General features: G+C 56.1%; 11 protein-coding genes. 7 read left to right on the top strand and 4 right to left on the bottom strand.

Annotated features, from left to right (window positions below):
- Nucleotides 1-477: 477 nt before the first annotated feature.
- From hemY to hemC, 4 genes are read right to left on the bottom strand one after another with little or no spacing between them, the layout of a single operon-like run.
- Entirely contained in the window at nt 478-1,668 is a 1,191-nt protein-coding gene (gene hemY, locus BBW68_RS08235; protein WP_070134861.1) for a protoheme IX biogenesis protein HemY, read from the bottom strand.
- 2 nt (nt 1,669-1,670) lie between these two features.
- On the bottom strand, nt 1,671-2,804 hold the full coding sequence (hemX, locus tag BBW68_RS08230; RefSeq protein ID WP_070134859.1) for a uroporphyrinogen-III C-methyltransferase: 1,134 nt from the start codon (nt 2,802-2,804) through the stop codon (nt 1,671-1,673).
- A 6-nt stretch (nt 2,805-2,810) separates the two neighbouring features.
- A complete protein-coding gene (gene hemD, locus BBW68_RS08225) occupies nt 2,811-3,557 on the bottom strand; it encodes a uroporphyrinogen-III synthase (protein ID WP_070134857.1) in 747 nt (248 codons plus the stop codon).
- Nucleotides 3,554-4,504 (bottom strand): hydroxymethylbilane synthase, encoded by a 951-nt coding sequence (hemC, locus tag BBW68_RS08220; protein WP_070134855.1) that lies wholly within the window; start codon nt 4,502-4,504, stop codon nt 3,554-3,556. Before hemC ends, hemD begins: the two co-directional genes overlap by 4 nt.
- 296 nt (nt 4,505-4,800) lie before the next feature.
- On the opposite strand from hemC, the gene BBW68_RS08215 reads away from it, so the two are divergent.
- The 7 genes from BBW68_RS08215 (at nt 4,801) to uvrD (ending at nt 13,075) form a co-directional block, all read left to right on the top strand.
- Entirely contained in the window at nt 4,801-7,356 is a 2,556-nt protein-coding gene (locus BBW68_RS08215) for a class I adenylate cyclase (protein ID WP_070134853.1), read from the top strand.
- Between the two features lie 104 nt (nt 7,357-7,460).
- Nucleotides 7,461-7,670 carry an LPS translocon maturation chaperone LptM gene (gene lptM / locus BBW68_RS20315; protein WP_083264846.1) on the top strand — a complete coding sequence of 70 codons (210 nt, stop codon included), beginning with the start codon at nt 7,461-7,463 and terminating at the stop codon, nt 7,668-7,670.
- A gap of 27 nt (nt 7,671-7,697) precedes the next feature.
- Nucleotides 7,698-8,522 (top strand): diaminopimelate epimerase, encoded by an 825-nt coding sequence (dapF, locus tag BBW68_RS08210; protein WP_070134863.1) that lies wholly within the window; start codon nt 7,698-7,700, stop codon nt 8,520-8,522.
- Nucleotides 8,519-9,229, top strand: a complete 711-nt coding sequence (locus BBW68_RS08205; RefSeq protein ID WP_070134851.1) for a DUF484 domain-containing protein — start codon at nt 8,519-8,521, stop codon at nt 9,227-9,229. The genes dapF and BBW68_RS08205 overlap by 4 nt, the downstream gene beginning before the upstream one ends.
- The gene (gene xerC / locus BBW68_RS08200) at nt 9,226-10,134 is read left to right on the top strand and encodes a tyrosine recombinase XerC (protein WP_070134849.1); all 909 of its coding nucleotides are present in this window, start codon (nt 9,226-9,228) and stop codon (nt 10,132-10,134) included. Before BBW68_RS08205 ends, xerC begins: the two co-directional genes overlap by 4 nt.
- Nucleotides 10,134-10,850, top strand: a complete 717-nt coding sequence (gene yigB / locus BBW68_RS08195; protein ID WP_070134847.1) for a 5-amino-6-(5-phospho-D-ribitylamino)uracil phosphatase YigB — start codon at nt 10,134-10,136, stop codon at nt 10,848-10,850. The genes xerC and yigB overlap by 1 nt, the downstream gene beginning before the upstream one ends.
- A 59-nt stretch (nt 10,851-10,909) precedes the next feature.
- Complete coding sequence (gene uvrD / locus BBW68_RS08190) at nt 10,910-13,075, top strand: DNA helicase II (protein ID WP_070134845.1); 2,166 nt, start codon at nt 10,910-10,912, stop codon at nt 13,073-13,075.
- The last annotated feature ends 73 nt before the right edge of the window (nt 13,076-13,148 follow it).

The raw sequence follows: 13,148 nt of genomic DNA, 5'->3' as shown, positions 1-13,148 counted from the left end.
ATCTTTGCAACAGTGCCTCTGATATTAAGCGTCACAACCTCTCCGTAGAAAGAGAAAGAAGAAACATGACGCTAAGATTACAAACAGGCCAAAGTAATTGGCGCGACCCAGTCAGAGTAATTGACGCCTAATAAACGGCTATATTATCGTTAAACGGGAGTTCTAAAGCGGGCTCGGCGAAGGGACCAAAGCAGTGGCCCATCCCTACCTTTCATCTCCGTTCGGTGATGTGTATATAATTGTTTTAAAGGTTATTTACTAATACTTACATTTACTGTCTCCGATTGAAGACGCCTTCAAGCGGAAGTTGTTGGTTTTCGACGACAGCCCACGAACAGATTTTTCTGCTTATGGGCTTTTAAACGTATATTAATCATCGAGATAGAATTTTAAGAATCAGAGAAATTCAGACCTGCCAGATGGCAGGTCTTTTTTTACCCTAGATTTCCTTCAGGAAGTTGCATGCCCGACCGCAGGTTACGGCGTGTTTTTCAGCGTCAGCAGCAGGCCGTCGCGGCGCATGATGGACGCTTCTTCCGGTTTGTGCTGTCGGTCCAGCGTATCCGCCAGCCAAGCATAATCAAACGCGTCCGGGCGCAGCGCGAGCGCGGAACGGAAGGCTTCACTGGCCTGTTTCCACTCCCCGTGCTGCATCAGCAGTTGCCCCAGCGTGCTGTACAGCAGTGGCGTGGCGCAGTGCTGCTTAATCTTCTGGCGCAATGCTTTTTCCAGCTGCTCGGGGTTACAGGTTTTCAGGCGCGGCATCAGCAGCACTAGGCGCTCGTCATACTGGTGCTTCAGGCCACCTAGAACGATTTGCTGCGCGGTGTCATGGTCGTCACAGACGATCAGGTGATTGGCCATGGCAACCTGCAATGCAGTTTCATGGCGCGTTTTACGACTCTGATTCTGCCACCAGCGCTTAAGGCCATCGCTGCCCTGATCGACCATTGCTTGGCTCATCAGACCCAGCCACGCCTGCTGCTGTAGCGCAACGCGATGAGTTTTATCACCAACCTGCACTTTCTCCATCTCTGACAGAATATCTAACAGCGCGCTCCATGCCTGAGTTCGCACGTAAGCCTGCTCGGCCAAGCGCAGCACTTCAGGATGACTCGGGGCAATCTCTAGCAGGCGGTCAACGCCGTGACGGGCGGCGTGATCTTCATTGCGTGCCAGCTGAATGCGCACGCGGGTGATCTCAACCGGCAGCGGATCGCCGTCGTTGAGCTCGGTGGCACGTTCCAGATGCTGATTGACGCGAATTTCGTCACCGCGCTGCTGGGCAGCCTCAGCGGCCAGCAGATAATTGACCATCGGCTGCTCAGCGTGATCGGCATGGCGCGACAGCAGTTTTTCTACCTGCTGATAATCACCTTCCGCCAGCTTGATCAGTGCGGCATTAGTCTGCTTGTGGGCGCTGCGGCGTTTACGGCCGGTGAACCAGCCACGGGTGCGGGCAACGGTGCGGAAAATGCGGCGCAGCAGCCATTCGATAGCGAGGATCGCCAGCAGCGACAGCACCAGCATAATCACCTGGCCAGTCACGCTGGTTTCAATATTCCAGTTATCGGTCTGGATCAGCACATAGCCCTGATGGCCCGCGATCATTGGGCCAATCACCACGCCAGCGATTAACAGCAGGAAAAGCAGGAGAACTTTTAACATGATTATTCTCCCCGCTGCGCGGGTTTAGCGGCATGCGCAGAAGGATGTGCCAGCAGGTTGCGTACGCGGGTCTGCATCAGTTTATCCAGCATTGGCTGACTTCCCAGCGTGTCCGGCACGTCCATCGACACGCTCTGCTGGCTCAGTTCATCGAGCTGGTTGAGAAACGCCTTGGTGCTGGCATCGTTAGTATCGAACCAAGCACGCACCCAGGCGGAAACGGTATCGACCGACTGCTTATAGATTTCATCCTGATGGCGCGGTACGGTCTGGGCGGCAATCAGCAGGTGAGAACGGATGTTTTCACGCAGGTAAACGTCCTGATTCGGTGCCAGCAGCGGCTGCGCGGTGGCATCGCGGCGGCGGATGGTGATGAAATCATCCATAAAATTATGCCAGCTTTTCACCAAGTTCTGGCGCCATTCACGCAGGGATGAAGAGAGTTCACCGCTGTCGGCATCCATTGGCTCATCATCGCTGTTGTTGTCAGCAAGGCGCAAATTATCCACGCCGTTAGACAGCTGATTTAGCTTAAGAATGATGCCGTCATAATCGACTAGACTGAGGGTGGAAAGTGTGCTGATATCCTGCGCTAGGGCGCGACGTGCTTCGATCAGGCTGGGATCGTTCATATCGGCTAGGCTGACGTCGGCGCTTTTCAGCAGCGCGGCAGCGGTAGTGACATCCTGATCGCTCCACAACTTACGCCCGGCCATTTTCACTAGGTAGTCGGACTGTGCCAGCAGCCAGGTTTGTGCATCACTGCCGGAAATAATGGCTACCTTCTCTTTCAGTTCGTCGAGCTGCTGGCTCATCGCCGTTTGCTGCTGACGCGCCGTATCCAGTGCGCTACTCTGCGTCGTCAGCTGCTGAACAAGAGATTGCCGGTCGCTGACCGACTGCTGCTGCAGGTCAGAGAGTTGTGCGGCCAGTGCTTGGCTAGCAGCGGCCTGCTGTTGAGCCTGATGCTTCCCATACATATAGAAGCCACCGCCCACTGCCAGTGCAATCGCAACAATGCTGAGCACGGTGGCGCTATTTTTCGCTTTACGCGCTGGCGTAGATTCAGGTGTTGAGGTTTCAACCGCTGGGGTAGTCTCTTCAACAATGGCGGAGGAATCTTTGTGTTCCGTCATAATGGCTCATCCCATATTAAGTGCGCGTAGTAACGCATCATTATCGGCTGCCCCAGCGACACAGATGTTCGCCCAGCCCAATGCCCTAGCTAGGGTAGCCAAACGTTCACTGACGACAACAAGCCGACAGTGCAGAAGCCATTCATCCCGATCGACCTCGGGGAATAGCGAGTAAAGCTGTTGCAGCATCTCACCGCTGGTGACCACCAGAGTATCTATTCCCTGGTTGCGCCAGCGCCGGCCTTGCTCCGCGCCGTGGTAATACTTTGCACACCGTTGATAGCACTGAATAAACTCTACCTGAGCGCCACGGTTAAGCAAAGTTTCCGCCAGTAATTCACGCCCACCGTTGCCGCGCAGAATCAACGCCCGCTTGCCAGCGACCGCCTGCAGCTCGGGGAGTTGAATGAGAATTTCACTGTTTTCCTGCTCGTGCGGCCAGACAACGTCATAACCGCTGACGGTATGCAGCACCAGCGCGGTGCTGCGGCCTATAGCATAATAGTTCAGGCTGGCGGGCCATGTTGCTTCAGCGCGCATTAACGCGGGCTGAGCATAGTGAATGGCGTGCTGTGAGAGAATAAACACCAGATCCCCTTCCTGCAATGCGCTCAGGCGTGCTGGCAGAAGATCCAGCTGAGTCCCGGGAGTAAATTTAATCAGCGGGAAGGGCCAAGCAACCTGACCGCGTGCACACAAACTGCTGACCAGCTCATCTGCGGCAGGTGACGGACGGGTTACCAGGATACTCATGTCGGTGGAGTCGGTGGATTTCCCTGATAAACCTCGGCGAGAATTTCGCGCGCGCCATTATCCAGCAGCTCTTCCGCCAGAGAAATGCCCATTTTCTCGGCATCCGCGCGCGGGCCACGGCGTTCACCGCTGACCATCTGACTGCCGTCCGGTGAACCCACCAGACCGCGCAGCCACAACTGGTCATCATCCAGCAGCGCGAAGCTGCCGATGGGCACCTGACAGCCACCTTCCAGCCGGGTGTTCATTGCACGCTCAGCCAGCAGGCGGCAGGCGGTGTCTGCATCATCCAGCGCGGCCAGTAGCCCGATGGTGTAAGCGTCATCAAGGCGGCACTCAATGCCAACCGCGCCCTGGCCAACGGCTGGAAGCGACTCCTTTGCGGGCATGATCTGGCGAATACGATCGCCAAGACCCAGTCGCTTTAATCCGGCGACGGCCAAAATAATCGCGTCATACTCTCCGGCATCCAGTTTGCCTAAGCGGGTGCCAACGTTACCCCGCAACGAGCGGATCACCAGATCCGGGCGGCGTGCGCTGATCTGGCACTGACGGCGCAGGCTGGAAGTGCCGACAATGGTGCCCCGCGGCAGCGCGTCGACCGAATCATAATGATAGGATACAAACGCATCGTGCGGATCTTCTCGTTCGCAGATCGTTACCAGCCCCAAACCTTCAGGAAAAGCGACCGGGACATCTTTCATCGAGTGCACGGCAATATCGGCGCGGCCTTCCAGTATCGCCTGTTCTAGCTCTTTGACGAACAGACCCTTGCCACCCACCTTCGCCAGTGGCGTGTCGAGGATCACATCACCCTTGGTGACCATCGGCACCAGTTCGACGCGCAGGCCCGGGTGGCTGGTGATTAAACGCTGCTGTACGTACTCCGCCTGCCATAAGGCCAGCGGACTTTGCCTGGTGGCAATTCTTAAAATTTTGTCTAACATGCTTGATACCGTTTTGATCGTTCACTGTGATTATCTTATCATTGGACTGGGAAGGCTGTCAGTTAAACGGCGGCACACGGACGTATTGCAGTGAGTTGAACTCAAAATGTGCTAAACTATTTAAATAGCGCAACTTTTCTTTACGGTCAATCTGCTAGGTGTTAGATTGATCGCGTTTCCAGCAAAAATCTGCACGACTATTTTAAAAGCAAGCAGCAGACTTCGGAAACCGAACTTTATATATACCCTTTTCAGTCCATAAGGGTGTAAGCACTGGGATAATCAGGCGAGACGTCTTGTACCTCTACATTGAGACACTGAAACAGAGACTGGATGCTATTAACCAGCTGCGCGTTGACCGCGCACTGGCTGCTATGGGACCTGCATTCCAACAGGTTTACAGTCTGCTGCCGACCTTATTACATTGCCATCATCCGCTAATGCCGGGTTATCTTGAAGGTAACGTTCCACATGGCATCAGCTTCTACACGCCTGATGAAAGCCAGATTAGCTATCTTAATGATTTGAAAGATAAATCCAGATACCTTGCTGCCATTCCCACCTCGGGTGAAATGCCGATTACCGGCGTTTACTCCATGGGCAGCACCTCATCTATTGGCCAAAATTACACCTCTGACCTTGATATCTGGGTCTGCCATCAGTCGTGGCTGGACAATGACGAGCGCCTCAGCCTGCAGAAAAAATGCACCCTGCTGCAGAAGTGGTGCGCCTCTATGGGCGTGGAAGCCAGCTTCTTCCTGATTGATGAAAACCGCTTCCGTCATAATGAGAGCGGTAGCCTTGGCGGCGAAGACTGCGGTTCAACCCAGCACATTCTGCTGCTTGATGAGTTCTATCGCACCGCCGTGCGCATGGCGGGCAAACGTATTCTGTGGAATATGGTGCCGCGTGAAGAGGAAGAGCATTACGACGACTATGTGATGTCGCTGTATCAGCAGGGTGTCCTGATGCCCAACGAGTGGCTCGACCTTGGTGGGCTCGGCACGCTGTCGGCGGAAGAGTATTTCGGTGCCAGCCTGTGGCAGCTGTATAAAAGTATCGACTCGCCGTACAAAGCGGTGCTGAAAACCCTGCTGCTGGAAGCCTATTCGTGGGAATATCCGGTCACCCGCCTGCTAGCAATGGATATCAAACAGCGCTTGCACGACGGAGAAATCGTCTGTTACGGGCTGGATCCTTACTGCATGATGCTGGAGCGGGTAACGCATTATCTAACCAGCATCGACGACCACGCGCGCCTTGACCTACTGCGCCGCTGCTTCTATCTGAAAGTGTACGAGAAGCTCTCCCTCGCGACAGAGGATGCCGGCTGGCGCCGCGAGATCCTCAGTCAGCAGGTAAAAGAGTGGGGCTGGGACAGCGAATGTCTGGCGATGCTCGACAGCCGAGCCAACTGGAAAATCAGCCAGGTACGCGAAGCGCACAACGAGCTGCTGGACGCTATGATGCAGAGCTATCGCAACCTGATCCGCTTTGCGCGGCGCAACAATTTAAGCGTGAGTGCCAGCCCGCAGGATATTGGAGTACTGACGCGTAAACTGTATGCTGCGTTCGAAGCGCTGCCGGGGAAAGTCACGCTGCTGAACCCGCAGATCTCCCCAGACCTCTCTGAGCAGCACCTGACCTTTATTCACGTGCCTAATGGTCACGCCAACCGTGCGGGCTGGTATCTGTACAACCAGTCGCCGGATATGAGCTCGATCATCAGCCATCAGCCGCTGGAATATAACCGCTATCTCAACAAGCTGGTGGCGTGGGCATGGTTCAACGGATTGCTGACCAGCAAAACAAGACTGCATATTAAAGGCGATGAGATTTGCAATCTAGCGCGTCTGCAGGAGCTGGTGGCCGATGTGTCGCACCATTTCCCGCCGCATCTGCCTTCTCCGACGCCTAAAGCGCTCTACACCCCATGCGAAATTCGCCATCTAGCCATTATCGTCAACCTCGAATATGATCCGACGGTCGCGTTCCGCAATCAGGTGGTTCACTTTGATTTCCGCAAGCTGGACGTATTCAGCTTCGGGCAGCAGCAGCAGTGCCTCATTGGCAGCATCGATCTGCTGTATCGTAACTCGTGGAATGAAGTGCGCACCCTACATTTCAACGGCGATCAGTCGGTGATCGATGCGCTGAAAACCATCCTCGGCAAAATGCATCAGGACGCCTCACCGCCGGATAATGTTGAGGTGTTCTGCTACAGCCAGCATCTGCGCGGACTGATCCGTACCCGCGTGCAGCAGCTGGTGTCCGAGTGCGTTGAGCTGCGTCTCTCCAGTACCCGCCATGAGCCGGGCCGTTTTAAAGCGCTGCGTGTGGCGGGTCAGACGTGGGGGCTGTTCTTTGAGCGTCTCAGCGTGTCGGTGCATAAGCTGGAAAATGCGGTAGAGTTCTACGGTGCTATCTCCAACAACAAGCTGCACGGCCTGTCGCTGAAGGTGGAAACTGACCAGGCGCGCTTGCCGGCTGTGGTGAACGGCTACGCCAGCGAAGGCATTATCCAATTCTTCTTTGAAGACACTCGCGACGATCGCGGCTTCAATATCTATATCCTTAATGAAACTAACCGCGTTGAGATTTATCACCATTGCGAAGGCAGTAAAGAAGAGTTGGTGCGCGACGTCAGCCGCTTCTACTCCTCTTCACACGACCGCTTCACCTATGGTTCCAGCTTTATCAACTTCAATCTGCCGCAGTTCTACCAGATTGTGCCGCTTGATGATCGCTTCCAAGTCATCCCGTTTTGCAGCCAGACTCTGACGCAGCTGTGCGCCACGCTACCGGAAAGCGGCTCCAGCGAAGATTACGCCCAGCGCTATCAGATACATTAACAGAGTCGCGGTGGCTTCTGCTGCGTTATTCGCTTTTCCTGTTGCTTTTCGAACTTCACCTGCGATGATAGACAGCAATAGGTATCTTTCACGAGCAAAAAAGAATGAAGAAAACGATTTGCCAGCTGGCACTGTTACTGACTGTAGTCAGTCTGGCGGGATGCGGGCTTAAAGGGCCACTCTATTTCCCAAAGGATGAACAGCCGAAGTCACAGGTGACCCAACCCACCCAAACGACGCTATCAACAACTCCATCCACCGATGCCGGGCAAACGCCTGCGAGCGGCGTGACGAGTGTGCAACCAGCTCAGTAACCCATGACGCACCCGGCGGAGCAGAAAATGCAGTTCTCAAAAATGCACGGCCTTGGCAACGACTTTATGGTTGTGGATGCCGTCACGCAAAACGTCTATTTCTCTCCAGAGCTGATCCGCAGCCTAGCCGATCGTCATCTGGGGATCGGCTTTAATCAGTTGCTGATCGTCGAACCGCCCTACGATCCCGATCTCGATTTTCACTACCGTATCTTCAACGCCGACGGCAGCGAAGTGGCGCAGTGCGGCAACGGCGCGCGCTGTTTTGCCCGCTTTGTACGCCTGAAAGGGCTGACCAACAAAAGCGATATTCGCGTCAGTACGCAAAATGGCCGCATGGTGCTGAGCGTCAACCAAGATGAACTGGTGTGCGTGAATATGGGCGAGCCAAATTTTGAGCCGCAGCAGGTGCCGTTCCGCGCTAACAAAGCCGAATCTATCTACCTGATGCGCGCCGCCGAGCAGACCATCATGTGCGGCGTGGTGTCGATGGGCAATCCTCACTGCGTGCTGCAGGTTGAAAGCATTCAGACCGCCACAGTCGACGCTCTCGGACCAGTGCTGGAAAGCCACGAGCGCTTCCCGGAGCGCGTCAACGTCGGCTTTATGGAAGTGGGCAGCCGCGAACACATTCGCCTGCGCGTCTATGAACGCGGTGCGGGGGAAACCCAGGCCTGCGGCAGCGGAGCCTGTGCAGCGGTGGCAGTGGGAATTCAGCAGGCGCTGCTGAGCGATAAAGTGCGGGTCGACCTGCCTGGCGGCACGTTGAACATCGCCTGGAAAGGTCCGGGACATCCGCTGTATATGACCGGGCCAGCCACTCACGTTTACGACGGGTTTATTTATCTATGAAATATGTCGGGGATCCACAGCAGGAAACCAGCAAACTTCTACTGGACGATCGCGCTGTCAGCGATTTTCTGCTGCAAAATCCAGACTTCTTTATCCGCAATGCGCGCCAAGTTGAACAGATGCTGGTACCGCACCCCGTGCGCGGCACCGTGTCGCTGGTCGAGTGGCAGCTGGCGCGCCAGCGCAACCATATCCAGCAGCTGGAAGAAGAGATTACGTTGCTGATGGAGCAGGCGAGTGCCAACCAGCAGCTGTTCGATCGGCTGTTTGCGCTACAGGCGCAGCTGGCTTCGGCCCCGAGCCTGCCCGAAATGCTGAATCGCCTGCACCGCTGGGCGCGTGAATTCGGGCTGGCCGGGGCAAATATCCACCTGTTCAGCGATAAATGGAATATCGGTGCGCCCTCCGATTTTACCCAGCTGGCGTTGCCGCGTCAGGCTTTCGAATCCGTGCGCATTCAGCGTCTCGGTAAGCAGAATCATTATCTTGGCAGCCTCAACGGCCCAGAACTGCTGCTGCTTTTGCCGCAGGCGAAAGCCATCGGCTCGGTGGCGATGTCGCTGCTGGGCGAAGAAGCCGATCTTGGCGTGCTGATCTTCAGCAGCCGCGACAGCCAGCACTATCAGTCCGGGATGGGTACCGTCCTGCTGCAGCACTTGGCGCTGATGCTGCCGCAGCTGCTGTCGCGCTGGGTTGAGCGCGCGTGAGCAGCGAATCTCCTCTGCAACCTGCCGTAGAGGGCTTCCTGTGTTACCTGAAGGTTGAGCGTCAGCTCAGCCCACTGACCCAGATCAACTACCAGCGCCAGCTGACGGCAGTTATCGCCCTGCTGGACGAACTCAAAGTCAGCGACTGGCTGCGCCTCGATGCCGCGCTGGTACGTTCGCTGGCTGCACGCAGCAGCCGCAGCGGCCTGAAACTTGCCAGCTTGGCGCTGCGCCTCTCTGCGCTGCGCAGTTTTCTCGATTGGCTGATTAGCCAGGGCGTGATTAAAGCGAATCCGGCGAAAGGCGTGGCGACGCCGCGTGCGACGCGCCACCTGCCAAAAAATATTGATGTCGATAAAGTGAATCGCCTGTTGGAGATTGACCTTAACGATCCGCTGGCGGTACGTGACCGTGCGATGCTGGAAGTAATGTACGGCGCAGGGCTGCGCTTGTCTGAACTGGTTGGTATCGATCTCGGTCATCTCGACCTCGCGACGGGTGAAGTCTGGGTGAAGGGTAAAGGCAGCAAAGAGCGCCGCCTGCCTATTGGCCGCACGGCGGTGCTGTGGCTTGAATACTGGCTGGCGCTGCGCGAGCTGTTTGCACCCGAAGATTACGCGCTGTTTTTGGCGAAGCAGGGTCGGCGTATCTCGGCGCGCAACGTACAGAAGCGCTTTGCCGAATGGGGCGTGAAGCAGGGGCTGTCTGGCCACGTTCATCCGCACAAACTGCGCCACTCTTTTGCCACGCATATGCTGGAATCCAGCGGCGATTTGCGCGCGGTGCAAGAGCTGCTCGGTCACGCCAACCTGACCACCACTCAGATCTATACTCATTTCGACTTTCAACACCTAGCGTCGGTTTACGATGCTGCTCATCCCCGTGCGAAACGAGGAAAATCCTGATGCACTTTTACCGACCACTGCGCCCGATTGCGGCGATGACCTTCGACCTCGACGACACTCTGTATGACAACTCCCCGGTTATCCGTCGTACCACTAAAGAGTCCCACGCTGCGCTGCAGGCGCATCATCCTTTACTGAAGGATTACAGCGTTGAACAGTATCAGCAGGTGCGCGATCGCCTGCTGGCCGCCGAGCCGGAAATCTATCATGACGTCAGCGAATGGCGCCGCCGTGCGGTTGAGCAGGCGATGCTGGATGTCGGCATTGTTGCCACCCAAGCCGCCAACGGCTCGCACGAGGTGATGGACGTGTTCGCCCACTGGCGCAGCCAGATCGAAATTCCTGAAGAGACGCACCAGACGCTAACCGCGCTGGCCAAACACATTCCGCTGGTGGCGATCACAAACGGTAACGCTGAACCGCATCTGTGCGGGCTGGATCACTACTTCCAGTTTGTGCTGCGTGCCGGTCCAGACGGGCGCGCGAAACCGTATCAGGATATGTATCAAACGACTGCTGAAAAGCTGAATCTGCGCCCCGAGCAGATCCTGCATATCGGTGACGATCTCACCACCGACGTTGCCGGTGCAGTTCGCTGCGGGATGCAGGCGTGCTGGATTAACCTGCGTGAAGGGAATCTGATGCATATCGACGATACCCGCCTGCTTCCCACGCTGGAAATTTCGCAGTTGGCTTCTTTAACTGCGCTTGTATAATAAGCTGGTTAAATATCTAGGGGGTGGCCTGACGCCGCCCCCGATCTTCGACGGTGCTTATGGACGTTTCTGACCTGCTCGACAGCTTGAATGACAAACAACGCGAAGCCGTAGCCGCCCCGCGCAGCAACCTGCTGGTGCTGGCCGGTGCTGGCAGTGGTAAAACCTGCGTGCTGGTACATCGCATTGCCTGGCTGATGGCGGTTGAAAACTATTCTCCGTATTCGATCATGGCGGTGACCTTCACCAATAAAGCGGCAGCGGAGATGCGCCACCGCATCGAACAGCTGATCGGCACCAGTCAGGGCGGCATGTGGATCGGGACCTTCCACGGCCTAGCGCACCGCCTGCTACGTGCGCACCACCTCGATGCTAACCTGCCGCAGGATTTCCAGATCCTCGACAGTGAAGACCAGCTGCGCCTGCTTAAGCGCCTCATCAATGCGATGAACCTTGATGAGAAGCAGTGGCCCGCCCGTCAGGGGATGTGGTACATCAACGGCAAAAAAGATGAAGGGCTGCGGCCGAAACATATCGAAAGCTACGGCAACCTGATTGAGCAGATTTCGCTGAAGATCTACCAGACCTATCAGGAAGCCTGCGATCGCGCCGGGCTGGTAGACTTCGCCGAGTTGTTGCTGCGCTCACACGAGCTGTGGCTGAACAAGCCGCATATTCTTAATCACTACCGCAAGCGCTTTATCAATATTCTGGTGGACGAGTTCCAAGATACCAACAACATCCAGTACGCTTGGATCCGCATGCTGGCGGGCGATAGCGGCAAAGTGATTATCGTCGGCGATGATGACCAGTCAATCTACGGCTGGCGCGGGGCGCAGGTAGAAAATATCCAGCGTTTCCTCAATGATTTTCCCGGCGCAGAAACTATCCGTCTTGAGCAGAACTACCGCTCGACCAACAACATTCTGAAAGCCGCCAATACCCTGATCGCCAACAACAACGGGCGCTTAGGTAAAGAGCTGTGGACCAAAGACAGCGACGGTGAGCCTATCGCTATCTACTGCGCGTTTAACGAGCTGGACGAAGCGCGCTTTGTGGTGAACCGAATTAAGGTGTGGACGGAGAACGGCGGTGCACTGAACGACTGTGCCATTCTCTACCGCAGTAACGCCCAGTCGCGCGTGCTGGAAGAGGCGCTGCTGCAAACCAGCCTACCTTACCGGATCTACGGCGGGATGCGCTTCTTCGAACGCCAAGAGATCAAAGACGTGCTGGCCTATCTGCGCCTGATCTCTAACCGCAACGATGACGCGGCGTTCGAACGCGTGGTGAATACGCCAACGCGCGGTATTGGTGACCGCACGCTGGATGTGGTACGCCAGACTTCACGCGAGAGCCAGCTCACGCTGTGGCAGGCTACGCGCGCACTCTTGCAGGAGAAAGCGCTGGCTGGGCGTGCCGCCTCTGCTCTTCAGCGCTTTACCGAATTGGTTGATTCGCTGGCGCAGGAAACGGTTGAGATGCCGTTGTACGTACAGACTGACCGGGTAATCAAAGACTCTGGCCTGTGGATCATGTACGAGCAGGAAAAAGGTGAGAAAGGCCAAGCGCGTATTGAGAACCTTGAGGAGCTGGTGAACGCCACGCGCCAGTATGCCTATCAGGATGAAGATGAAAACCTGATGCCGCTTCAGGCATTTCTGTCCCATGCCGCGCTGGAAGCCGGTGAAGGCCAGGCCGACAAATGGCAGGATGCGGTGCAGCTGATGACCCTACACTCGGCCAAAGGGCTGGAGTTTATGCAGGTGTTTATTGTCGGCATGGAAGAGGGGATGTTCCCGAGCCAGATGTCGCTAGATGAGGGCGGGCGGCTGGAGGAAGAGCGTCGTCTGGCCTACGTTGGCGTGACGCGTGCTATGCAAAAGCTGACCCTGACCTATGCGGAAACCCGACGTCTGTATGGCAAAGAGGTGTATCACCGTCCGTCGCGCTTTATCGGCGAACTGCCGGAAGAGTGCATCGAGGAAGTTCGCCTGCGCGCCAGCGTTACCCGCCCGGTGAATCATCAGCGCATGGGCACGCCGGTGACGCAAAATGACAGCGGCTTTGCCCTTGGTCAGCGCGTGCGCCACGCCAAGTTTGGTGAAGGGACAATCGTCAATCTGGAAGGTAGCGACGAACACAGTCGTCTGCAGGTTGCCTTCCAGGGGCAGGGCATTAAGTGGCTGGTTGCTGCCTACGCGAAACTGGAAATAATAGTCTGATACTTTACAGGCGCGTGGCCTGCTTGATGGTTAGGAGATTGAATCGCCTCTTCTGAGAGCGCCCAACCATGAA

The sequence above is a fragment of the Candidatus Erwinia dacicola genome (assembly GCF_001756855.1).
GTDB lineage: Bacteria > Pseudomonadota > Gammaproteobacteria > Enterobacterales > Enterobacteriaceae > Erwinia > Erwinia dacicola.
Note: the sequence above shows the minus strand (reverse complement) of the source record. Positions and strands in the feature narration are given on the sequence as shown.